Below are 22270 nucleotides of genomic sequence, written 5' to 3'. Positions count from 1 at the left end.
GCCCGGGTCAGCCCTCGCGGCGCAGCGGGAGCAGTTCGCGGACCGTGCGATCGCGCAGGTACAGACCCGCCCAGACCGCGGTTCCGACGTACACCGCGAACAGCACCGTGCTGAACAACGGCTTCTCGACGCGCCAGTTGGTGCGCGCGGTTCCCGACTCCGGCGTGACGGGTGTGGTCGCGGTGCTCACGATTCCTGCCCCTGTGCCGCAGCGGCATCCATCCACATGATCTCCCAGAGGTGACCGTCCGGGTCCTGGAAGCTGCGGCCGTACATGAACCCCTGGTCCATCGGGTCGTTGGAGAAGGATCCGCCCGACGCGAGCGCCTTGTCGGCCAGCGCGTCGACGGCCTCACGACTGTCCGCGGAGATGCAGATGATGGATTCGGTGGTCGTGGTGGCGTCGGCGACGGCCTTCTTGGTGAAGGTGGAGAAGAACTTCTCCGTCAGCAGCATGACGTGGATGTGCTCGCTGACGACGATCGACGACGCGTTCTCGTCCGAGAACTGCGGGTTCTTCTTATAGCCGAGCGCCTCGTAGAAGGCCGTCGACTTGCCGAGGTCCTTCACGGGGAGGTTCACGAAGATCATGGTCGACATCGAATTCTCTTTCCGTCGGTGAGGTGGAGCCGATTTCAAGTGACGAGCCATACGACCTTTGTGGAGCAGATCACGTACCAATGTTGTAAAAAGAAACTTGATGATATCAATAGGCAACTTCGGTCTATAGTTGAAACCATGGCACGGCACGCTTACGGGCAGTACTGCGGACTCGCACACGCCCTGGACATCGTGGGACAACGCTGGGCACTGCTCATCGTCCGAGATCTCCTCGTCGGACCGCGGCGATACACGGATCTCAAGCAGGGTTTGCCCGGCATCCCGTCGAACATCCTGTCGGCCCGCCTGAAGGAACTCGAGGACGCCGACGTGATCGCGCGCCGCGCGCTGCCCCGGCCGTCGAACGCCGTGGTCTACGAACTCACCGACTACGGCAACGCTCTGGAGGACGCCGTGAAGTCGCTGGGCCGGTGGGGTGCGCGCACTCTCGGCGAACCCGACCCCGACGATGCCGTGACCGTCGACTCGATGGTGATGGCCCTGCGGTCGACGTTCCACCCCGACGTCGCGCGGGACGTCAGCCTCACCTATGAACTGCGACTCGGGCCGATCGTGCTGTCGGCCCGCATCGACCGAGGCGAACTCGAGGTCGTGGAGGGCGCGGCCGACCGGCCCGACCTCGTGATCGAGACCGGGCCTGCGGTGAAGGCACTGATGGCGCGCGAGATCACCCCGGAGGACGCCATCGCCCTCGGCAGCGTGTCCGTCACCGGCGACCCGGCGCTGCTCGCCACGTTCGCCGACATCTTCAGCATTCCCTGAGGTCCGCCTACGCGGCGGCACCGTACGAGGCCACGACGTCCAACTCGTACCAGGCGGAGCGGTAGCGGTCGAACGTCACCGGATCAGCCTCCACCAGAAGGGAATCGAGCAGTACTCGCGGATCCTCGCGCCATGCCCGGACGACGTCCGCGACCGCGCGGTTCGAGAACAGACCCGACCCGGTGAGCGCCATCACCCACTCGTCGATCGCTCCCCGGTGAATCCGCTCGAGCGCCTCCCGGCGGAATCCGCCGTCGACGAAGTCGAGGGAGAACATGGCGGCGACGACATCACCGGCGGTCAGCTGTACGACGTTCATGGTGCGGCACCTTCCTGGAGTCGGGGCTGTCTCGGACGTAATCCGTTGGAACAACTGGTGATGCAGACGCTAATCGCCGATTGTGTGAGTTCTGTGATGCTTCTCTGAGATCTCGGCCGCGATGCCCGCCTGCCGTGGTCGCCGGGCCCCTACACTCCGTGCATGGAGACCTGGGTTCTGCCCGGACTGCTCGGTCTCGGCCTCGCCGCCGCGTCGGGACTGCGCACGTTCCTGCCGTTGCTGATGCTCAGCGCCGCGGTGCACTTCGAGGTGCTCGGGGTGACCCTGAACGAGTCGATGCGGTGGCTCGGTTCGACCGGGGCGCTGGTGGCGCTGTCGATCGCGACAGTGGTGGAACTGACCGCCGATCTCATCCCGTTCGTCGACAACGTGCTGTCCGTGATCGGCAACGTCACCGGCCCCGTGGCGGGTGTCATCGCGACCTGGGCGGCCTTCGCGGACGTGGACCCGTCGACCGCCGCGATCGCCGGAATCGTCATCGGCGCGCCCACGGCTCTGGCGTTCAGCACCGCGCAGACCGGCACCCGTGCCGTGAGCACGGCCTCCACCGGCGGACTGGCCAATCCCGTGGTGTCGGTGATCGAGGACGTCGTCTCGTTCGTCACATCCCTGATCGCCCTGCTGCTTCCGCTGCTCGTCATCCCGCTACTCGCGTTCCTGCTGTGGTTCGCGTGGCGGGGGGTGCAACGGGTGCGGCGACTGCGCGCGACGTGAACTGGTAGACAGTCCCCATGCCTGACACCGAGATCACGTTCGACAGTGGTGCCGTCACGTACTACGGCAGCCTCCGCACCCCCGACCACGCGAACGGGTCGGCGCCTGCCGCGCTGCTGCTCGCCGGCAGCGGTCCCACCGATCGCAACGGCGACAGCGCCCTGCTCCCCGGTGACATCGGAACGCTCCGCCACCTCGCCGACGTGCTCGAACAGCACGGCATCCCCAGCCTGCGCTACGACAAGATCGGCAGCGGCGAGACCGCCCTCGGCCCCTACGAGGTGGAAGAGGTCGGGGGTCTCGGATTCACCACCTTCGTCGACGCCGCGTCCGCGGGCCTCGACTTCCTGGCCGCCCAACCCGGGGTCGACCCGTCCAGGCTGATCGTCATCGGTCACAGCGACGGCGGGCTCGTCGCCCTCGCTCTCGCCACCGCGGAAGACGAGTCGCGCGTGCGCGCCGTCGGGCTGCTGGAACCGCTGAGTGTCCGGCTCCTCGATCTGCTCACCACGCAGATCCACGGACAGCTCGACGCCGTCGTCGGCACCGGCCAGCTGCCGGTGGAACTGGCCGACGAACTCCGGCTCGCCCTCGCGGACACCGTCGAATCCCTGCGCACGTCGGGGACGATCCCCGACGACCTTCCGGAACCCCTGCAGAACTCCGGGCTGGTGCACGCCAACGCGAAAGCGCTCGCGGAGGAGGACGCGCTCGACCCCCGCGCGCTGGCCGGCAGGCTGCCCGCCGGCTTCCCCGTCCTCACGAGCTGCTCCGCCAAGGACATTCAGGTGCAGCTGGCGGACGTCGACGGCCTGAACGCCGCCCTCGCGCACACCGCGCTGACACCGGTGCGGATGACGAACGCCAATCACGTCCTCAAGGACGTCGGCGACCGTCCGTCCACCGGACCGGATTACGTGGAACCGCTCCCCTACTCGGCGGAATTCACCGAACCGTTCAGCAGGTGGATCGCCGCGCTGTGATCAGTTCCCGCCCGCCCCGGTGATCACGGCCATCAGCGTGCTCGCCAGATCGGACACGAGCCCCAGGTTCTTGTCGTTGACGAGGTCTTGAAGCCCGTCGAGGCCCTCGACCTCGAGCAGCGGCGCCAGCATCTCCATCAACTCGGAGAACTGCGCCGAATCGGGTGCCGTCGACTTCGGTGCCGCCTTCGGGGTGGTCGCCTTCGGGGTCGTGGTGGTGGTCGACGACGCGCTGTCCTCGCTCGCCTCGGGCGTCGTCGTGGTGGCCGCCGGTGCCGCCGCCAGCTCCTCCGCAGGCGCCGCCTCCGACCCCGTCAGCAGGTAGGTGACGATGCCCGTCGTGATGGTGATCGCGTGCTTCAACTGGCCGTCGGTGCTCTCCAGCTGGGCGGAGTCCTCCTTGTTGGACCCGTTGCCCATCTCGACGAACACCAGCGGAATCTGAGTGAGCGCCGGTCCGGCCACATCGGCGCGGGTCTGGAGGCCGTCGTTCACGCCGGCGTAGTTGGCGGGAACGAAGCCGTCGGATTTGTAGGCGTCGCGCATCATCTTCGACGCCTCGAGGCCGCCGCCGGACTGCGCCGCGTCCGCTTTCTCGTCGGGGATGGGCAGCGACGGGATGATCATGTGGAATCCGTGTTTACTCGCGTCCTCGCCCTGCGCCGTCGAGTCCGCGTGAATGCTCACCGCGAGATCGGCATTCGATTCGCTTGCCGCACGTGCTCTTTCGTCGACGCATCCGCCCCAGCCGGTGTCGTCCTGCCGACTCAGGACGACCTTCGCGCCGAGACTCTCGAGGCTGCTCTTCACCAGCTGGGAGACGTTCCAGTTGATGGTGTGCTCGGGCACCCCGCCGAGCGACGTCATGCCGCTCGTCTGACAGTCCTTGGTGTTGCCCCGGCCGTCGTTCACCTGCTGCGCGAGGTCGTGGCCCTCGCTGGAACCCTGATGTCCGGGGTCGAGGAACACCGTCGTCCCGGACAGTTCGGTGCCGGTCGCCGTCGCCGCGGGTTCCGCCGAAACGTGAGCAGGGATGAGCACGGACGCACCCAGGACGCAGGCGCCGAGGCCGGCCTTGATCGCAAATCGGTTCATAACGGGGATGGGCGCACCGTCGCAGTCCGGGCGCCACTCTCCTTCCACAGGTGCCACTCGAGTCACATCAGCCCCGAGTGAATCAGCTGCACCGTGCGTGCGGGCAGCTCGAGGCCGGATCGAAAGCAACCTGTGACCAAAGTGTGGGGCCGAACGCGCAGTTCCGCAGGCAAACGCCGAGAGGAGGCCTGCGGTTCTGCGCACTCACACCGGGGCGCCTGCCTGCCGCAATCGGTCCCGCACTCGCGCGACGATCACCTACGGCCGCCGACGCAACTGCTCCGCGTTCACCCGCACCACCACCCACCCGAGCTCGGCGAGCCGTTCCGTCCGCTCGATGTCCCACGTGCGCTGACGTTCGTCCGACCAGTGCTGTTCGCCGTCGTACTCGACGAGCACCTTCCACCTCCTCCAGCCCAGGTCCGCACGGGCGAAGACGCGGCCGCGGCGATCCTCGATCGGTATCCGAGTCTCCTGTGCGGGCAGCCCGCCACGGATCAGGACGAGGCGAGTGCGCGTCTCCGGTGGGGACTCGGCACCGGGATCCACGAGCAACACGACGTTACGCAGCGACGCGAGTCCACGTTCGCCCCGATGCCGTCCGGCCACCGAGGAAATTTCCGCCGGGCGCAGTCCGGTGTCGTGGCAGAGGGTGTCGAGTACCTCGACGGCGCGGTCGACGGGCAGCCATCGGCCCAGGTCGAAGGCTGTCCGCGCCGGAGTGGTGACGAGCATCTCGCCCACGCGACACACTTCGTCCGGCAGGAGGGCATCCGCACGCACTTCGATGCCGTCGACGGATCGCCGGCTGCCTCGCCGGATGAGCGTCGCCGACTCGCCCCCGCCGATCCACCGGGTTCCGTGTACGGCGGCCGCGGAGAAGCCTGCGAGTACCGCCTCACCGTCGGCCCAAAGCCAGGCGGCACGTGCGCGGGAGAGTGCTGTCACCTCGGCACTTCTGTGCACGTACACGTCCCGGTGCAGGCGCCGGTAGGTGCGTAGACCGTGTCGCGTGAGCTGCCCGTCTCGCAGCGCTTCCGATCCCCGGAACGGTTGCTGGAATTCCCCCATCGTCGAACCCTGACAGTCCGGCACTCGACAAGAGTCGCGAATTCCGGGTCTGTGGATAACGCATGTCGCGATCCACAGAAGCGTCACTGCGCAGAACTGTAGGTAAACATCGAGTACAACCCTGCATTTCTGCGCAGCGGCCGGATATTGGAAGTGCAAACCCTCAACCGGTGATGTACGGTCATCTACCAACCAGCAACGACACGCAGAAAGGTACGGCCATGATGCAGCTTGACGCGCTCTTCGCATCCGTACCCGCATGGCGTCGCTGCTTCGCCGACAAGCACATCACCAAGTTCGGCGCACCCCGAGAATGTTGAGACTCAACCAAGTCATTCTCGGGCACCCAGGGCAAACCCCTCGGGTGCCTTTTCTTTTACCTTTCACTTTCAGGAGCACCCCATGAAACTTCGCATCAACCAACTGTCCACTTCTCCCCCGTATCTCGATCTGCCGGACGACCTCACCGGTTACGCCGTCACCCTCGACCTGTCGCACTGCGATGCCGCCCACGAGGCCGGCCTGGGTGTGCTGATCAGCGAGGTCCGCAGCCGCGGCGCCGCCCGCGTGGTCATCACCGGTTCGCCTCGCGAACTCCAGGGCACGGGCCGAGCCCACGGGGCCGCAGCCGCCTGACGACGCAGAACGGGCCCCGGCATGACGCCGAGACCCGTTCGAGAGCTGCCGAATGCTAGTGCGCGAAGTGCCGCGCACCCGTCAGGTACATGGTGATGCCGGCTTCCTTGGCCGCATCGATCACCTCGTTGTCGCGGACGGAACCACCCGGCTGCACGACTGCCTTGACGCCTGCGTTCGCGAGCACCTGCAGTCCGTCGGGGAACGGGAAGAAGGCGTCCGACGCGCCCACCGACCCGACCACCCGGTCACCGGCCCGCTGCACCGCAAGGTGCGCGGAGTCGACGCGGTTGACCTGGCCCATGCCGACGCCGACCGACGCACCGTCGGAGGCGAGCAGGATCGCGTTGGATTTCACCGAACGGCACGCGCGCCACGCGAACTCGAGATCCTTCAGGGTCTGTTCGTCGGCGGCGTCGCCGACGGCCAGCGTCCAGTTGGCGGGGTCGTCACCCTCGGCGTCGAGCACGTCGCGCTCCTGGAGGAGCGCTCCCCCGGACACGGGACGCAGTTCGATTCCCGTCGCGGTGGGTGCCTGGGCAAGGAGGACGCGAATGTTCTTCTTGCGCTGCAAGACTCCGAGCGCACCGTCCGCGTAGGACGGGGCGATGATCACCTCGGTGAAGATCTCGGCGACCTGCTCGGCCATCTCGACGGTGATCTCGCGGTTCGCGGCGATGACCCCGCCGTACGCGCTGACCGGGTCGCAGGCGTGCGCCTTGCGGTGCGCCTCGGCGATGTCGGCTCCGACCGCGATGCCACACGGGTTCGCGTGCTTGATGATCGCGACAGCCGGCTCACTGAAGTCGAAGGCCGCACGCCAGGCTGCGTCACCGTCGGTGTAGTTGTTGTACGACATTTCCTTGCCGTGCAACTGCTCCGCCTGGGCCAGACCGGCCGGGGCGGCAGGGTTCACGTAGAGGGCGGCAGCCTGGTGCGGGTTCTCGCCGTACCGCAGGACGGCCGAGCGGTCCCAGGTGGCGCCTGCCCACTCGGGGAACTGCGAGTCACCGGGTTCAACCAGCGTGGACGTCATCCAGCTGGCGACCGCGACGTCGTACGACGCGGTGTGCTGGAACGCCTGCGCGGCGAGCGCGGTGCGCTCGGGCAGCGTGAAACCGCCGTCGGCGACCGCGGTGAGCACGTCGTCGTAGCGGGCGGGATCCACCACGACCGCGACCGACGGGTGGTTCTTCGCGGCGGCGCGCACCATGGACGGCCCGCCGATGTCGATCTGCTCGACGCACTCGTCGGGGGTCGCACCCGATGCGACGGTCTGCGTGAACGGATACAGGTTCACGACCACCAGCTGGAACGCCTCGATGCCGAGTTCCTCGAGCTGCGCAAGGTGCTCCGGCTTCCGGGTGTCGGCGAGGATGCCGGCGTGCACCCGCGGATGCAGCGTCTTGACCCGGCCCTCGAGGCATTCGGGGAAGCCCGTCAGCGCCTCGACGGGGGTGACCGGGATGCCGGCGTCGGCGATCTTCGCTGCGGTCGACCCTGTCGACACCAGCTCGACGCCTGCCTTGTGCAGGCCCGTAGCCAGTTCGACCAGACCGGTCTTGTCGTAGACGCTGACGAGCGCTCGGCGTACTGCCTTGCGTTCACTCACTGGGGATCACGGCCTTTCGTCCATCGGAAACAACTCCACGGGTGGCGACAGCGGCGATGACGTCCGCCAACAACCGTCGCTCCACAGTCTTGATGCGCTCGTGCAGGGTCGACTCGTCGTCGCCGTCGAGCACGGGCACGGGTTCCTGCGCCAGGATCGGGCCGGTGTCGACACCCGCGTCCACGAGGTGGACGGTCGATCCCGACACCTTCACGCCGTAGGCCAGCGCATCCGGGACCGCGTGCGCGCCGGGGAATGCGGGCAGCAACGCGGGATGCGTGTTGATGATGCGACCGCCGAAGCGATCCAGGAAGGCGGGGCCGAGGATCTTCATGAACCCCGCCGACACGACGAGCGACGGCTGGTGCGAGGCGACGGCCTCGGTCAGCGCGACGTCCCAGGCGGCACGGTCGGCGTGGTCGCGCAGGCTCACCCGGAAGTGGGGAATGCCCGCCGCGTTCGCGTGGGTGGTCGCGTCACAGTCGCGGTCGACGCCGACGGCGACGATCTCGGCGGGATACCCGTCCGTGTGTGTTGCTTCGATCAGCGACCTCAGGAGGGTTCCCGCACCGGAGGCGAGTACGACGATCCGCGCCGGCGAACCGGTCGTGGGCTCCAGGTGGTCACGCGAGGAAGTCAGCGCTCTACTCCTGAACAATCGAAAGGCCGGGTGAATCGAAAGACGGGCGAAAATGGGGGCGGTCGCATCGTCGACCGACCAAGAGCCTAGTCGCTGGGGGTTGCGGGCCCTCGGGGCAGGTCGGCTTCCGTGCTCTCGGCGGCGTCTCCGGACCCCTCCGGTTCCTCCGCCGCCGTGTCGTCCTCGACCTCGACATCCACCACGACCTCGGCGTCGGAGTCGGTGTCCTGCGGTGCAACCGGCGCCGCCGGTGCTTCGGCGTCATCGACGAGTTCGGCTTCGATCACCCGACTCGGCGCGACGTCTTCAGGGACCACCGGCTCCTCGGTGATCGGGGCGGCGATCGCCGGGACCTCCTCCGCGCCGGGAAGGTGCGGCTCCTCGTCCTCGGTGTCGGCGTCGTCCTCGTCCGCGGCGCCCCGGCTCCGATGCCAGGCCACGACCACCGCCGTCACCGCGCCCGCGAGTCCGAGCCATGCGAACGTGAGCAGCCCGAACGCCCACCAGTTCAGCTCGACCGTGCCGAATGCGCCGAGCCTGCCGCCGGACACGAGGCCGAGTACCGCCGTCACCACGCCCACCCCAGCGGCAGCGGTCAGCACGGTGAACAGCGCTTCCTGCCCGGCGACGCGGCGCCCGCAATCGCGTCCGAGCATCACACCGATCAGCAGCGGAATCACCAGCAGCGCAGGCCACGCGCCACCCGACACCCCGTCGGGAACGGCGCCGAGCAGCGGCAACGGCGGCAATGAACCACCGACGTTCCCGAACACGCTGACCGAGACGTCCCCGATCTGCGCCGTCCCTCCCATGACCGCGGCCGCGGCACCCACCACGACGTTCGGCAGATACAGCACCGACAAGATCGTCAGTCCGAGCATTCCGACGACGCCGTCGCCACGTTCGAGCAGCGAGCCGACCGTCGACCACTCCATCAGCAGCGAGATCGTGACCATGACCGCGCCGGCACCGAGAATCGCCGTCAACGCACGCAGTCCCGGCCGCACCGCGTCCCGGACCCACGACGGAACCTGCGCACCCAGCGTCGGCCACATCGCGACCGTCACACCGATCACCGACGCGAGCAGGTGCACGAACAGCACCCACCCGAACGCGGCGAGCGCGTTCGGGGAAGACAACGGGATGACCGCCGACGCGTCCGCGATGACAGCGAGGCTGATCGCCGTCACGACCAGCGGTCCGGCCACCGCAGCGCCGATCACCTGCAGAGCGTGCCGCCGCGAGGACGCCGGGTGCACCACGCCGGCGCAGCCACGGGCGACCACCCACACCATCCCCGCTGTCGGGATCAACGGGAGGACTCCGAGTGACGTGCCGTCGATCGTCAACGGCACCTGGTGAATCGCCAGCCACGACGCCGCGATGGCACCGAACGTTCCGGTGAGGTCGCTGTTCGCCGCCACCAGCGTGACGACGATGAGTGCGGACAACAGGACGACGGTGACGCCCGCCGGCCGGAACGCGACAGCGAGCAATGCCCGCATCTCGTCGGCGTCGGGCACGGGTCGCTGTCGCGGGACTTGCCGCTCCTCGTCACCGACGGCTCGCCGTCGAGCACCCTGCGCGACGCGCTGCGCACGATCAACCAAAGAACTCATCCCCTCGAGAGTGGCACTCCGACGCCGCGACAGCGGTCAGGCGCGCCGCACAGAAGTGGCCTCCGACCACGTTCGGTCAGAGGCCACCTTGCTGGTTGGGCCGCTACTTGTCGTCCCTGTCGGCACGCGTGTCGAACGCCTGGGTCGGCGCGCTGTAGCCCTCCGATTCGGGCTTGTCGACCGATTCGGCCGGCTTCGCCTCGGTGGACGGCTGCTCGCCGTACTCCAGCGTGCGCTCGACGGGGGACGACTCCGACTGCGAGCCGTACGCAGGCGCCGCGTGCTGCGCGGAACCGTAGCTGGTCCCGGCCGGGTACTGCGAGCTGGGCGTTCCGGTGGACTGCGACGGGCTCGACGGCTGCGAGTACCCCTGGTACTGCGGCTGCTGGTAGGCGGTGGTCGGGGCGTCGTACGACGCAGACCCGGCAGCACCCGCAGCGGCCCCGTAACCGGGCTGCTGGGGCTGCCCGTAGCCCTGGCCGTAGCCGGGCTGGCCCTGCGCGGGCTGACCTTGCTGGCCGTAACCCTGCTGGCCGTAGCCGGGCTGGTTCTGCTGCCCGTAGCCGGGCTGCGACTGGCTCTGCTGCCCGTAACCCTGCGGCGCGCTCTGGCCGTAGCCCTGCGGCGGCTGTCCGTACGACTGCTGCGAGCCCTGCCCGTAGCCCTGCGGGGCGCCCTGGCCGTAACCCTGCGACGCCTGACCGGGCTGACCGAAGCCTCCGGCCGCGGACGGCTTGGGCGCCGGCTGCTTGAGAAGACCGATGTCGAACAGTGTGGCCGCGACGGCCACAGCCGACTGGATGAATCCGAGAACGAGGATCAGGATCGCGCCCCAACCGGAATCCGCGTCGACGTTCAGGAACACGAACAACGCGACAACCCAGCCAGCGACGGACGCCGCCGCTGCCGCGCCCGCATAGGACTGCTTCGGAAGGAGCGAGACCGCCGCGAGGAGACCACCGAGGAACAGCAGGCCGAGCCCGTCCGTGTTCGCTTCGAAGGAGTTCACGGACTCTCGCGCCAAGGTGGCGTACGGGGCGAACCCGAGCAGTAGGTTGAGGACACCGAGAACTGCGACACCGATCAGAAGGAAGAAGCCCAGGCCTTTCGGTTCTCCCCCTGCAGTCGGTTGCGCGGGCGGACCGTAACTCGGTCCTCCGGGCGTGAACGTCATGACTTCTCCTAGTCGACAAGTGGTCGTCTGCGTGCGCTCTTCCGACGCTAGCCTACGTATACCCGGCGGTCACTGCCGTCACTCGCGGCACGCAGCGGCGGGAACAGAGCAGGAGACAATGGTCCGGTGCCGTACACCCTCGCTCCCCGCACCGCCGATCTCACCCTCGAGACGGAGGTGAAGCACTCCCGTTTCATCGCCGCCCTGCGGCGCGTCGAGGACACAGAGGCGGCGCAGGCTTTCGTCCAGGATCAGCGGCGCGCGTATCCCGATGCGCGACATCACTGTTCGGCGTACATCATCGGCAACGGGCCCAGTGACCGGGTCGAGCGTGCGAGCGACGACGGCGAACCCGGTGGCACCGCAGGCATACCGATGCTGCAGGTACTCAAGGCCCGTGATCTCGTCGACGTCACGGTGGTCGTGACACGGTACTTCGGGGGAATCAAGCTGGGGGCGGGCGGACTGGTGCGCGCCTACTCCGGCGCGGTGGCCACGGCGGTCGATGCCGCACCGCTCGTCCGAAGGGAACTGCGCCACCTGCACACCCTCGCCGTCGGCCACGTCGAGGCGGGACGCGTCGAGTCGGAGTTGCGTGGGCGGGGCGTCGTCGTGGTGGACACGACATACGGGGAATCCGCGGTCCTCACCCTCGCGGCGAGGGACTCGGCGGAGCTGGCCGATCTGGTCGCTGCCGTCACGTCGGGGACGGGGACACTCGATCCGGCCGGGGAGATGTGGGTCGATGCCTGAACGACCCGTGCGTGGGAGACGAGTGTCTGGACTCGTCAACCACGCACGGGCGCGGAGCGCCTAGGCCTGGACGGTCAGGCTCTGCAGGATCTCGCGAGCGAGCGCAGCGGTCTCGGACGGCGTCTTGCCGACCTTCACGCCGGCAGCCTCGAGGGCGTCCTTCTTGGCCTGCGCGGTGCCCGAGGAACCGGAGACGATGGCGCCTGCGTGGCCCATGGTCTTGCCCTCGGGGGCGGTGAAGCCCGCGACGTAGCCGACGACCGGCTTGGTGACGTTCGCCTTGATGTAGTCGGCGGCACGCTCCTCGGCGTCGCCACCGATCTCACCGATCATCACGATGACCTTGGTCTCGGGGTCCTTCTCGAACGCCTCGATGGCGTCGATGTGGGTGGTGCCGATGACCGGGTCGCCGCCGATGCCGATGGCGGTGGAGAAGCCGAAGTCACGCAGCTCGAACATCATCTGGTAGGTCAGCGTGCCGGACTTGGACACGAGACCGATCGGGCCGGTGCCCGCGATGTTGGCCGGGGTGATGCCGACCAGCGACTCGCCGGGGGTGATGATGCCGGGGCAGTTGGGTCCGATGATGCGGGTCTTGTTGCCCTTGGAGACGTTGTACGCCCAGGCGTACGCCGAGTCCTGCACCGGGATGCCCTCGGTGATGACCACGAGCAGCGGGATCTCCGCGTCGATGGCCTCGACGATGGCGTCCTTGGCGAAGGCCGGGGGAACGAACGCGATGGAGACGTCCGCGCCGGTCTTCTCGATGGCCTCGGCGACGGTGCCGAAGACGGGCAGCTCGACGCCGCCGTCGTGGGTGACGGTGGTGCCGGCCTTACGGGCGTTGACACCGCCGACGACCTGGGTGCCGGCCTTGAGCATCAGCGCGGTGTGCTTGGTGCCCTCGCCGCCGGTGATGCCCTGGACGATGACCTTGGAGTCCTTGGTCAGGAAGATAGCCATGTTTTTTGAGTCCCTTTACTTTGCGGCGAAGGCCAGCTCGGCAGCCTTGTCGGCAGCCTCGTCCATGGTTCCGACGACCGTGACCAGCGGGTGGGCGGCCTCGGCGAGGATACGACGACCCTCTTCGACGTTGTTGCCGTCCAGGCGGACGACCAGCGGCTTGTTGGCCTCGTCACCGAGCGTCTTCAGGGCGCCGACGATGCCGTTGGCGACCGCGTCACACGCGGTGATGCCACCGAAAACGTTCACGAACACGCTCTTGACCTGCGCGTCGTTCAGGATGACGTCCAGGCCGTTCGCCATGACCTCTGCGGAGGCACCGCCACCGATGTCGAGGAAGTTGGCCGGCTTCACGCCACCGTGCTTCTCACCTGCGTAGGCGACGACGTCCAGGGTCGACATGACCAGGCCGGCGCCGTTACCGATGATGCCGACCTCACCGTCGAGCTTGACGTAGTTGAGGTCGTTTTCCTTGGCCTTGAGCTCGAGCGGGTCCGTGGCGTCCTTGTCCTCGAACGCCTCGTGGCCGGGCTGACGGAACGCAGCGTTCTCGTCCAGCGTGACCTTGCCGTCGAGCGCGAGGATCTGGTCGTCCGGCGTGCGGACGAGCGGGTTGACCTCGACGAGGAGAGCGTCTTCGTTGATGAAGACCTCCCACAGCTTCTGGATCGTCACGGCCGCTGCGTCGAGCACCTCGGCGGGCAGCTTTCCTGCCTCGGCGATGCTGCGCGCGAACGCGAGGTCGACACCCTTGACGGCGTCCACGGGGATCTTCGCGAGAGCGTCGGGGTTCTCCTCGGCGGTGACCTCGATCTCGACGCCACCCTCGACCGAGCACATGGCCAGGTAGGTGCGGTTGGTGCGGTCGAGCAGGAAGGAGATGTAGTACTCCTCGGCGATGTCACTCGCCTCTGCGACCAGCAGCTTCTTGACGACATGACCCTTGATGTCGAGGCCCAGGATCGCCTCGGCGTTGGCCTGGGCGGCATCGGCGTCGGCGGAGTACTTGACGCCGCCGGCCTTGCCGCGGCCTCCGACCTTGACCTGCGCCTTGACCATCACGGGCTTGCCGATTTCTTCGGCAATCTCGCGTGCGCCGGCGACCGTGTCGGTAACACGCCCAGCCGAAGTCGGCACCTCGTGCTTGGCGAAGAGTTCCTTCGCCTGGTATTCGAAGAGATCCATCTGCTCACCGTCTCGTCTGCGTTGACACCCGCTCGAGGGGTAGGAGCGGGTCTGTTTTGGACTTTAACCAGTTGCCGGGCCCGGTCTGCGCCCGCGTGTCTGCTATGTGGTCCACATCACGCGATAACACGTACTGAGGCGGGCCTCACCGCAGTCGACGGGGCGGACCTCACCGATTTCTGCTGCGTGTCGTGAGGGCCGCGGCAGCCGCAATCAACACTATGCCCACCGTTGTCGGGACGACACCGGCCCCCATTGAGGGGTCGGTCACCCGGGCCGCGGTGAGCGGCCACGACAGGAGGTATACCCCCACGACAACGGCCGAACCGAGCAGGAGTGCCACCGCCCTGGCAGGCCGGGCACGTGAGGCGACGATCACTGCGAGGACCACCGCGACGCCCAGCAGGACGCGTCCCCACACGTCGAGGTTCCACGGGAACTCCGCGAACGACGCCGGCGCGTATTCGTCGCCGCGTGCGTCGGTCCCGTGGAAGAGCGGCAGTCCCAGGCCCACGAACGCGGCGACCGCCCCGAGGCCACCGACCGCGAGGACCGCGATCGAGGTGGACGGCTCCTCGGACGTGTCGATCTCCTCGCGTTCCGCCGAACCGGCGAACCACGTCAGCACGCCGGTGACGCCGGCGGTGACGGCCGCACACCACAGCAGCGCCGCGCCGATTCCGGCGCCGATTCCGGGAACGTCGGTGGCGAGCACGACGGACTGCGACACCGCGGCGACGGAGAACGGGATCGTCACCCACAGCACTCCGACCGCGGGTCGGACAGTGGAGGCGAACTCCGACAGCAGCAGCCAGACGCAGCCGACGACGAGCACGAGGGCGGCGACGAGCACGACGCGGGTGGCGTAGATGTCGGGGCGCACGGCGTCGGTCGGGATGTCGAGGACGGGGAGCAGGGCCCCGGCGGCGGCCAGCAGGGCGGTGACGATTCCGGCGGTCCCGGCGGCCACGTGCCAGCGGGCGATTCGGGCGCGGGCCGCGGCGGCCTCGGCTCGCAGCGCCGCCTTGGCGACGCCCTTCGCGGACGGGGTGACGGCCCCCTTCTTCACCGGGCCGCCCTGAGCGGGCGCGGACGACGAGGGGGTGGCGAGCGTCTTCAGGATCCTGCTGTCGCGAGCCCGGTCGACCATCGGGATGCAGACGCCGACGAGCACGAGGACACCGGCGCCGACCGTGCCCCACACCGCGCCGGGCCCGGGATGGATCCGTTCGCCCGCGGCGAGTCCGGCCACCAGGCGGGTCCCGACGACGCCGAGCGCGGCCAGGCCGGCCCCGACGAGCGCGCCGGACGCGACGGGCGGCGAGATGGACGCCAGTGCGGAGGCGACCACGATCAGAACGGCCGCCGCCAGCAGCCCGGCACCTACGGACGCGGCGAGATCGGACTCCACGACCGTCGGGACGAGAATGACCGGATCCTCGGACACGAAGGCGGGAGCGAACAGCGCGCCGACGAGCACGACGGCGGCGACCACCGCGACCGCGGACGGCAGGAACCCGACGCGGGCACCCGTCGCCCGTCCGACCTGTTCGGAGCTGCGCGCGTCGCCATAACCGTCCATCAGCGATTCCCGGTGGACCGCGACCATGCCGAGGAGGCCCCCGAAAGCGATCAGCACGTGTCCGGCGAGGGCGGCGTACGCGCCGGACCCGGCGGCGAGTTCGGCCGCCGTCTCGGGCCGGAACAATTCGAGTCGATTGGCGTCGATGGCGTCCGTCCACAGCTGCGTGTCGAGCACGGCGGCGCCGACGGACACTGCACCGGCACCGGCGAGCAGCGCCCCCGCGATTGCGGTGCGGCGCGCGAGAACCGCGGGGACGGCCAGGACGGGTGCCGCGACGGCGAAGACGGCAGCCCACAGCGCGGCCGCGCCGATCGCGGACGGCGCGGCTGCCCCATCGACCGAACGGACGGCATGCAGGACGGGCGCCGACGCCACCCCCACGCCCCCGACGAGACCTAGGACGACCGCGAACACGCACCCCCGGCGCGCACGGGCGGGATCGGGCTCGTCGACGGTCGACAGACCGGCGCCGCCGGACGAAGGAATACGTTCGGGCTCGGCCCTACGCCCGTCCGGGGATCGAGTTGATGACGCCACACGCCGACGCTAGCGCTAACCCCCTGTCTCCCCGGGGTTGTGACACGCGTGGGCAGGGGCGAGATTGAACCGAGACGAAAAGTGGGTTCGACGTTTCCCCAGCTCAGTTTGTGATGCCCGTCACATGTAGCCGTTCCTCCGCGTTACAGGTTGCGCGCATCGCAACCGTTTCGTTACCGTCGCCAGGGTCCAAGTCACAGGCAGGTCACGAGCAGGAGGACGGACGGGCGTATGCACCATCGCAGCCAGTTCACGGCCAGCCGTTTTGTGAGTCACCACGATGACGAGTTGCGGGGTCACAACGACGAAGTCGCGCCCACGTACCCCTCGAGGTCGGTCGAGCGTTATCCCGAGACCGATAGTTCTGAGATTTCCAGCATGTTCTTCCGCAATTCGCAGTCCCCACGCTCCACCCCCGACAGCGTCGACGCCGGCACCGGATTCGAGACCGTCGACACCGAGTCCGAGATTCCCGGCTTCACCCCCCGCAGCGGTTCCGAGTCCTTCGAGGGCGCACCCTCCCACTCCCGCCGCGGAGCCCACCGCATCCCGACTCCCCCCTCAGCTCTCAAAGGTCGCGCCGCAGTCCTCGCAGTCGCAGCGGGCGCCGTAGTCGCCGCAGGCCAGGCCGCCGTCACCAGCGGATCGTCCAGCTCCTCCGACCACTCCGAGGTCGCCCTCGCCAGTGACGAGTCGAGCACCATCGGAACCACCGCCGAGCCGCAGGCCGCCCAGTTCTCCACGGTCGCCGACACCGCCGCGTCCGATTCGAACGCCCCGCAGGTCCTCAACATCGCGAACCCCACCGACCTGTCGCAGTTCAGCAACCTGCTCGCCAAGGGACAGCGTTTCAGCGAAGAGCGCGCCGCCCGCGAAGCCGCTGCCCGCCGCCCCCTGTTCGTCCTCCCCGCCGTGGGAACCTTCACCTCCAACTTCGGAAGCCGCTGGGGCACCCTGCACGCAGGCGTCGACATCGCCGCCCCCATCGGCACCCCCATCGTGGCCGTCGCCGACGGCGAGGTCATCGACTCGGGTCCGGCTTCCGGGTTCGGCATGTGGGTCCGCCTCAAGCACGCCGACGGCACCATCACCGTCTACGGCCACATCAACACCTCCACCGTCACCGTCGGCCAGAAGGTCATGGCGGGCGACCAGATCGCGACCGTCGGCAACCGCGGCTTCTCCACCGGCCCGCACCTGCACTTCGAGGTTCACCTCGCTGGCGAGAACAAGATCGATCCCCTCCCCTGGCTGGCCTCCCGCGGCATCAGCCTCGGCCCCGAGATGGACTGACCGAAACCTCTCGGCACCACCCGAACACACGACTGCGGCGCATGCATTGCATGCGCCGCAGTCGTCTTTTCGTGTCTCTACAGCTTGACCATCGGGACGCCACCGATCAGCATCAGCCGGACCTTGCCCGCGCTGCCGAAGTCGATGGTGACCGTCGCGGTCGGCCCGGCGCCCTTGGTCTCGAGGACCGTGCCGAGGCCGTACTTGTCGTGACTGACGCGGTCGCCGACCGTGAGCACCAGGTTGTTGTTGCGGGTGCGGGCGGCACCAAAGCTCGGCGTGCCTGCCGACCCGCCGCCGTAACCGGAACCGCCGCCGAAGCCCTGACCGCCGTATCCCGATCCACGCGCACGGCCACCGCCGATCGCACCACCGGAACCGATACCGGTGCCGGGGTCCTCACGACGCCAGTGCACGAGATCAGACGGGATCTCCTGCAGGAACCGCGACTCCGGGTTCTGGATGGGCTGGCCCCACGCCGACCGCATGACGGCCCGCGTCAGATACAGCCGCTGCCGGGCACGGGTGATGCCGACGTACGCGAGCCGGCGCTCCTCCGACAGTTCCGTGGGGTCGCCGAGCGCTCGCATGTGCGGGAACTGACCGTCTTCCCACCCGGTGACGAAGACGACGGGGAACTCGAGCCCCTTCGCGGTGTGCAGGGTCATCAGCGTGACGACGCCCTCGTCGTTGTCGGGCAGCTGATCGGAGTCCGCGACCAGGGACACTCGCTCGAGGAAGGCGGCGAGGGAACCGGGGTCCGGTTCGCCGTCGCGGGCGTCGACGTCGCCGTCCTCCGGCGGTTCCACGAGGCCGGCCGCGTTCCGCGCGTCGGAGCTGAACTCACGCGCCACGCTGACGAGCTCGTTGAGGTTGTCGAGGCGCGCCCCGTCCTGGGGGTCACTGCTCGCCGCGAGTTCGGCGCGGTATCCCGTCCGTTCCAGGACCGCCTCGACGACGTCGCCGATGTCGCCGAGCTGGTCGGGGACGACGTCGTCCGCAGTGGTCTCCGGTGGGAGCAGCACCCGCAGTCCGTCCATGAGCTCGAGGAACGACGCGATGGCCTTCTGGGAACGGGTGTTCAGCAGCGGTACGCGGCCCTCACCGCCGTCCCGCAGTGCCTCGGCGAAGCTGATGCCCCGCTGCTCGGAATGGACGGCCACGCACGCCTCGGCGCGGTCGCCGATGCCGCGGCGGGGTGTGTTGAGGATCCGGCGCAGGCTGACGGTGTCGTTCTCGTTCGCGAGGACACGGAGATACGCGACGATGTCGCGCACCTCCTTGCGCTCGTAGAACCGCACTCCGCCGACGACCTTGTACGGAACGCCGAGCCGGATGAAGATCTCCTCGAGGGCACGGGACGAATTGTTGGTGCGGTAGAACACGGCGACGTCGCCGAACTTGGCGTCGCCGGAATCGACGAGCTTGTCGATCTCGGACGCCACGAACGACGCCTCGTCGTGCTCGTTGTCCGCGACATAGCCGGTGATGAGTTCACCCACGCCCGAATCGGTCCACAGCCGCTTCTCACGCCGGCCGGTGTTCTTCGAGATCACCGAGTTGGCCGCCGACAGGATGTTCTGGGTGGAGCGGTAGTTCTGCTCCAGCAGGATGGTGCGGGCGTCCGGGTAGTCGCGCTCGAACTCCTCGATGTTGCGGATCGTGGCGCCGCGGAACGCGTAGATCGACTGATCCGCGTCGCCCACCACGCACAGCTCGGCCGGGGCGACCCGGTGGTCCGCGTCCTCGCCGTCCGCGGTTCCGCCGACCAGCTCGCGTACCAGCATGTACTGGGCGTGGTTCGTGTCCTGGTACTCGTCGACCAGCACGTGGCGGAACCGCCGGCGGTAGTACTCCGCCACCTGGGGGAACGCCTGCAGCATCGCGACCGTCTCGCCGATCAGGTCGTCGAAGTCCAGCGCGTTCGCCGAACGCAACCGCTGCTGGTAGTGCCCGTACACCTTGGCGATCAGCCGAGGCAGTTCCGCCGGATCCTTGTCGGCGTCGGCACTCGCCTGATCGGGATCGACGAGCTCGTTCTTGAGATTCGAGATGTGGGTGGCGAGCAGCCGAGCCGAGTAGCGCTTGGTGTCGATGTTCAGATCCTTGGCGATCATCGTCAGCAGTCGCCGCGAATCGTCCGCGTCGTAGATGGAGAAGTTCGAGTTGAGGCCGGGGAGCAGCGCCGCCTGGGCCCGCAGGATCCGCACGCAGCTCGAGTGGAACGTGGACACCCACATGCTGTTGGCCCTGGGGCCGACGAGGTGGGCGACGCGTTCCCGCATCTCCGCGGCAGCCTTGTTGGTGAACGTGATGGCCAGGATCTGACCGGGCATCACCCCCCGCTCGGCCAGCAGATATGCGATGCGGCGGGTGAGCACAGCCGTCTTGCCCGAGCCCGCACCCGCGACGATCAACAGCGGAGAACCGGCGTGCACGACCGCTTCCCGTTGCTGTGGGTTGAGGCCCTGGAGGAGCGCATCGGACCCTGCGCGCGCCGGTGCGGCGGCGTGCGGAGTCGACGTGGCGCTCAGGGGAGAAGCGGTGCCGGAGATAGTGTTCATCGTCTATCAAACTTACCGGCGTGTACCGACAGCGTCACAGCCGCTTGGCCTGCGCGGTACCGCCATGGCAAACTGGTACACATGTTCAGTCCGCCGTCGCGCCCCCTGTGGCGATTTTTTTACGGGTACCGGCCTCCGGTGCCCGTGAACTGAACAGCTCACGAGCCCCGAGGTCCGCACCGGATCCGGGGCTTTTTTCGTCAAACGAGCCTGGATCGGTAACGACTCGAGCCAAAACAACGATCCAAGTTCTGACAAGAGGGAGACGAACCAATGAGCACTCAGACCGTCGCATCAGCCGCCAAGGAAACCGCTGTGCCCACCAGCGAGGCCGAGATCGAGGTTCTCCGCCAGGAGATCGACAAGCTCGACGCCGAGATTCTCGCCGCTATCAAGCGCCGCGCAGAGGTCTCGCAGCTCATCGGGCGCACCCGGATGGCGTCCGGCGGTCCCCGCCTCGTCCACAGTCGTGAGATGAAGGTGCTCGAGCGGTTCAACGAGCTCGGCCAGGAAGGCCACACACTCGCCATGCTGCTGCTGCGCCTCGGGCGCGGCCGCCTCGGTCACTGATTTCCCGAAGCGGCCCGCCCGTCCCCCGACGGCGGTCGCTACGGCTCGAGTGCCACGTACTTGGTCTCCAGGTACTCCTCGATGCCTTCACTGCCCCCTTCGCGCCCGAAGCCTGACGCTTTGACGCCGCCGAAGGGGGCAGCGGTGTCCGAGATGACTCCCCGGTTGATGCCGACCATGCCCGATTCGAGGGCGTCGGCCACACGGAGTGCACGGTCCAGATCCCGGGTGAAGATGTACGACGCCAGGCCGAACTCCGTGTCGTTGGCCGCGGCGATGCCCTCCTCCTCGGTGTCGAACCCGGCGATCGCGACCACCGGACCGAACACCTCCTCCTTCAGGATCCGAGCCTGCGCGGGGATCTCGTCCAGCACGGTCGCCGGGTAGAAGTAACCGGGACCTTCCGGTGCGACCCCGCCGAGCCGCACCCGGGCACCGGCGCCGACGGCGTCCTGCACCAGTTCCCCGACCTTCTCGAGTTGATCCGCATTGATCAGCGGGCCGAGCGTCGTGCCGGGATCCGTGCCGGGTCCGAGCGTGTACGAAGACAGCTTGTCGACGAGCTTCGCGGTGAACTCCTCCCGCACACTGTTGGCGACGTGGAAGCGATTGGCCGCGGTGCAGGCCTCGCCGCCGTTGCGCATCTTGGCGAGGACGGCGCCGGCCACCGCCTTGTCCACGTCGGCGTCGTCGAAGACCACGAACGGCGCGTTCCCACCGAGTTCCATGGACGTGCGCAGCAGCCCCTTCGCCGACTTCTCGACGAGCATCCGGCCGACCCCGGTCGAGCCGGTGAACGTGAGCTTCCGCAGCCGGGGGTCGTCGAGCAGCGGACCGGTCACCTCCCCCGACTTCGACGTCGGCAGCACGGACAGCACGCCCTTCGGGAGCCCCGCGTCGGCCATCACCTCGGCGAGCAGGAGCATCGTCAACGGAGTCTCCGAGGCAGGTTTGACGATCATCGTGCAGCCGGCGGCCAGTGCGGGACCGATCTTGCGGGTGCCCATCGCGAGCGGGAAGTTCCACGGTGTGATGGCCAGACACGGCCCGACGGGCTGCTTGGTCACCAGGATGCGTCCGTTCCCCGCGGGTGCCGGTGTGTAGCGGCCGGCGATACGCACGGCCTCCTCGCTGAACCACCGGAAGAACTCGGCGCCGTACTTGACCTCCGCCGCGCTCTCCGGCAGCGCCTTGCCCATCTCCAGGGTCATCAGCAGCGCGAAGTCGTCGGCCCGGGCCGTGATCTTCTCGAACACCGCGCGGAGCAGTTCCCCGCGCTCACGTGCCGGCGTCGCCGCCCACTCCCGCTGCACCGCGACCGCGGCGTCGAGCGCTTTCATCGCGTCGGCGGGGCTGGCGTCCGCGACCTCGGTGAGGGCGTCACCGGTGGCGGGGTCGAAAACGGTGAACGTGGCGCCGTTCTCGGCGTCACGCTTCTCGCCGCCGAGGAAGAGGGTTGTGGGAACGGTTCGCATGAGTTCGACAGCATCCATGACGTCCATCATGCGCCGCACCGAAGTTCGCACGGAAGTTTCGACGCGCGGGCATTAAGC

21 protein-coding genes are annotated in these 22270 nt (G+C 68.3%); 7 read left to right on the top strand and 14 right to left on the bottom strand.

Annotated features, from left to right (window positions below; translation table 11 throughout):
* Nucleotides 1-7: 7 nt before the first annotated feature.
* Both RHA1_RS27265 and RHA1_RS27260 read right to left on the bottom strand, forming a co-directional pair.
* Entirely contained in the window at nucleotides 8-190 is a 183-nt protein-coding gene (locus RHA1_RS27265; protein ID WP_011597747.1) for a hypothetical protein, read from the bottom strand.
* Nucleotides 187-600, bottom strand: coding sequence for a VOC family protein (locus RHA1_RS27260; RefSeq protein WP_041812110.1), 414 nt, complete (start codon nucleotides 598-600; stop codon nucleotides 187-189). Before RHA1_RS27260 ends, RHA1_RS27265 begins: the two co-directional genes overlap by 4 nt.
* A gap of 138 nt (nucleotides 601-738) precedes the next feature.
* On the opposite strand from RHA1_RS27260, the gene RHA1_RS27255 reads away from it, so the two are divergent.
* Nucleotides 739-1383, top strand: coding sequence for an HxlR-like winged helix-turn-helix transcriptional regulator (locus tag RHA1_RS27255; RefSeq protein WP_011597745.1), 645 nt, complete (start codon nucleotides 739-741; stop codon nucleotides 1381-1383).
* A 7-nt stretch (nucleotides 1384-1390) separates the two neighbouring features.
* Here the strand turns inward: RHA1_RS27255 and RHA1_RS27250 are convergent, their stop codons facing one another.
* A complete protein-coding gene (locus RHA1_RS27250) occupies nucleotides 1391-1702 on the bottom strand; it encodes a hypothetical protein (protein ID WP_011597744.1) in 312 nt (103 codons plus the stop codon).
* A gap of 162 nt (nucleotides 1703-1864) precedes the next feature.
* Here RHA1_RS27250 and RHA1_RS27245 point away from each other — a divergent pair, with 162 nt between their 5' ends.
* Both RHA1_RS27245 and RHA1_RS27240 read left to right on the top strand, forming a co-directional pair.
* Entirely contained in the window at nucleotides 1865-2437 is a 573-nt protein-coding gene (locus tag RHA1_RS27245; protein WP_011597743.1) for a DUF4126 domain-containing protein, read from the top strand.
* A gap of 17 nt (nucleotides 2438-2454) precedes the next feature.
* A complete protein-coding gene (locus RHA1_RS27240) occupies nucleotides 2455-3420 on the top strand; it encodes an alpha/beta hydrolase family protein (RefSeq protein ID WP_011597742.1) in 966 nt (321 codons plus the stop codon).
* Here RHA1_RS27240 and RHA1_RS27235 read toward each other — a convergent pair whose 3' ends face one another.
* Complete coding sequence (locus RHA1_RS27235) at nucleotides 3421-4515, bottom strand: N-acetylmuramoyl-L-alanine amidase (protein WP_050787395.1); 1095 nt, start codon at nucleotides 4513-4515, stop codon at nucleotides 3421-3423. It abuts the gene before it with no gap.
* Between the two features lie 258 nt (nucleotides 4516-4773).
* Entirely contained in the window at nucleotides 4774-5586 is an 813-nt protein-coding gene (locus tag RHA1_RS27230) for a DUF559 domain-containing protein (protein WP_050787394.1), read from the bottom strand.
* A 402-nt stretch (nucleotides 5587-5988) separates the two neighbouring features.
* Here RHA1_RS27230 and RHA1_RS27225 point away from each other — a divergent pair, with 402 nt between their 5' ends.
* Entirely contained in the window at nucleotides 5989-6222 is a 234-nt protein-coding gene (locus RHA1_RS27225) for a hypothetical protein (RefSeq protein ID WP_009478842.1), read from the top strand.
* 55 nt (nucleotides 6223-6277) lie between these two features.
* Here the strand turns inward: RHA1_RS27225 and purH are convergent, their stop codons facing one another.
* From purH to RHA1_RS27205, 4 genes are all read right to left on the bottom strand, one after another.
* Nucleotides 6278-7834: a bifunctional phosphoribosylaminoimidazolecarboxamide formyltransferase/IMP cyclohydrolase gene (gene purH, locus RHA1_RS27220; protein WP_011597739.1), complete on the bottom strand. Its 1557-nt coding sequence runs from the start codon at nucleotides 7832-7834 to the stop codon at nucleotides 6278-6280.
* Nucleotides 7827-8492 carry a phosphoribosylglycinamide formyltransferase gene (purN, locus tag RHA1_RS27215; protein WP_009478840.1) on the bottom strand — a complete coding sequence of 222 codons (666 nt, stop codon included), beginning with the start codon at nucleotides 8490-8492 and terminating at the stop codon, nucleotides 7827-7829. Before purN ends, purH begins: the two co-directional genes overlap by 8 nt.
* Before the next feature lie 68 nt (nucleotides 8493-8560).
* Nucleotides 8561-10084 carry a cell division protein PerM gene (locus tag RHA1_RS27210; protein WP_011597738.1) on the bottom strand — a complete coding sequence of 508 codons (1524 nt, stop codon included), beginning with the start codon at nucleotides 10082-10084 and terminating at the stop codon, nucleotides 8561-8563.
* 112 nt (nucleotides 10085-10196) lie between these two features.
* Complete coding sequence (locus tag RHA1_RS27205; protein ID WP_011597737.1) at nucleotides 10197-11267, bottom strand: DUF5336 domain-containing protein; 1071 nt, start codon at nucleotides 11265-11267, stop codon at nucleotides 10197-10199.
* Nucleotides 11268-11393: 126 nt separating this feature from the next.
* Between RHA1_RS27205 and RHA1_RS27200 the strand changes: the two genes are divergently transcribed.
* Nucleotides 11394-12020: an IMPACT family protein gene (locus RHA1_RS27200; RefSeq protein ID WP_009478837.1), complete on the top strand. Its 627-nt coding sequence runs from the start codon at nucleotides 11394-11396 to the stop codon at nucleotides 12018-12020.
* Nucleotides 12021-12080: 60 nt separating this feature from the next.
* Here RHA1_RS27200 and sucD read toward each other — a convergent pair whose 3' ends face one another.
* The 3 genes from sucD to RHA1_RS27185 form a co-directional block, all read right to left on the bottom strand.
* Entirely contained in the window at nucleotides 12081-12983 is a 903-nt protein-coding gene (gene sucD / locus RHA1_RS27195) for a succinate--CoA ligase subunit alpha (RefSeq protein ID WP_005238543.1), read from the bottom strand.
* 15 nt (nucleotides 12984-12998) lie between these two features.
* Nucleotides 12999-14168: an ADP-forming succinate--CoA ligase subunit beta gene (gene sucC, locus RHA1_RS27190; protein WP_005238541.1), complete on the bottom strand. Its 1170-nt coding sequence runs from the start codon at nucleotides 14166-14168 to the stop codon at nucleotides 12999-13001.
* Nucleotides 14169-14337: 169 nt separating this feature from the next.
* Nucleotides 14338-16290, bottom strand: a complete 1953-nt coding sequence (locus RHA1_RS27185; protein ID WP_011597736.1) for a hypothetical protein — start codon at nucleotides 16288-16290, stop codon at nucleotides 14338-14340.
* A gap of 231 nt (nucleotides 16291-16521) precedes the next feature.
* Here RHA1_RS27185 and RHA1_RS27180 point away from each other — a divergent pair, with 231 nt between their 5' ends.
* Nucleotides 16522-17583: a M23 family metallopeptidase gene (locus tag RHA1_RS27180; RefSeq protein ID WP_009478835.1), complete on the top strand. Its 1062-nt coding sequence runs from the start codon at nucleotides 16522-16524 to the stop codon at nucleotides 17581-17583.
* Nucleotides 17584-17660: 77 nt separating this feature from the next.
* Here RHA1_RS27180 and pcrA read toward each other — a convergent pair whose 3' ends face one another.
* Nucleotides 17661-20147 (bottom strand): DNA helicase PcrA, encoded by a 2487-nt coding sequence (pcrA, locus tag RHA1_RS27175; RefSeq protein WP_011597735.1) that lies wholly within the window; start codon nucleotides 20145-20147, stop codon nucleotides 17661-17663.
* A 273-nt stretch (nucleotides 20148-20420) separates the two neighbouring features.
* Here pcrA and RHA1_RS27170 point away from each other — a divergent pair, with 273 nt between their 5' ends.
* Complete coding sequence (locus RHA1_RS27170) at nucleotides 20421-20717, top strand: chorismate mutase (RefSeq protein WP_005238528.1); 297 nt, start codon at nucleotides 20421-20423, stop codon at nucleotides 20715-20717.
* A gap of 38 nt (nucleotides 20718-20755) precedes the next feature.
* Here the strand turns inward: RHA1_RS27170 and RHA1_RS27165 are convergent, their stop codons facing one another.
* A complete protein-coding gene (locus tag RHA1_RS27165) occupies nucleotides 20756-22210 on the bottom strand; it encodes an NAD-dependent succinate-semialdehyde dehydrogenase (protein ID WP_029539525.1) in 1455 nt (484 codons plus the stop codon).
* Nucleotides 22211-22270: the final 60 nt, after the last annotated feature.

Source organism: Rhodococcus jostii RHA1 (assembly GCF_000014565.1).
GTDB classification, from domain to species: Bacteria; Actinomycetota; Actinomycetes; order Mycobacteriales; family Mycobacteriaceae; genus Rhodococcus_F; species Rhodococcus_F jostii_A.
The sequence above is the reverse complement of the archived record's forward strand: the minus strand, read 5'-3'. Positions and strand labels throughout refer to the sequence as shown.

Coding starts and splice junctions, on each gene's coding strand:
- RHA1_RS27255 (WP_011597745.1), top strand. CDS start 739: ATGGCACGGCACGCTTACGGGCAGTACTGCGGACTCGCACACGCCCTG.
- pcrA (WP_011597735.1), bottom strand. CDS start 20,147: ATGAACACTATCTCCGGCACCGCTTCTCCCCTGAGCGCCACGTCGACT.
- RHA1_RS27245 (WP_011597743.1), top strand. CDS start 1,865: ATGGAGACCTGGGTTCTGCCCGGACTGCTCGGTCTCGGCCTCGCCGCC.
- RHA1_RS27165 (WP_029539525.1), bottom strand. CDS start 22,210: ATGGATGCTGTCGAACTCATGCGAACCGTTCCCACAACCCTCTTCCTC.
- RHA1_RS27230 (WP_050787394.1), bottom strand. CDS start 5,586: ATGGGGGAATTCCAGCAACCGTTCCGGGGATCGGAAGCGCTGCGAGAC.
- RHA1_RS27240 (WP_011597742.1), top strand. CDS start 2,455: ATGCCTGACACCGAGATCACGTTCGACAGTGGTGCCGTCACGTACTAC.
- sucC (WP_005238541.1), bottom strand. CDS start 14,168: ATGGATCTCTTCGAATACCAGGCGAAGGAACTCTTCGCCAAGCACGAG.
- RHA1_RS27260 (WP_041812110.1), bottom strand. CDS start 600: ATGTCGACCATGATCTTCGTGAACCTCCCCGTGAAGGACCTCGGCAAG.
- RHA1_RS27170 (WP_005238528.1), top strand. CDS start 20,421: ATGAGCACTCAGACCGTCGCATCAGCCGCCAAGGAAACCGCTGTGCCC.
- RHA1_RS27235 (WP_050787395.1), bottom strand. CDS start 4,515: ATGAACCGATTTGCGATCAAGGCCGGCCTCGGCGCCTGCGTCCTGGGT.
- RHA1_RS27225 (WP_009478842.1), top strand. CDS start 5,989: ATGAAACTTCGCATCAACCAACTGTCCACTTCTCCCCCGTATCTCGAT.
- RHA1_RS27250 (WP_011597744.1), bottom strand. CDS start 1,702: ATGAACGTCGTACAGCTGACCGCCGGTGATGTCGTCGCCGCCATGTTC.
- RHA1_RS27205 (WP_011597737.1), bottom strand. CDS start 11,267: ATGACGTTCACGCCCGGAGGACCGAGTTACGGTCCGCCCGCGCAACCG.
- RHA1_RS27180 (WP_009478835.1), top strand. CDS start 16,522: ATGCACCATCGCAGCCAGTTCACGGCCAGCCGTTTTGTGAGTCACCAC.
- sucD (WP_005238543.1), bottom strand. CDS start 12,983: ATGGCTATCTTCCTGACCAAGGACTCCAAGGTCATCGTCCAGGGCATC.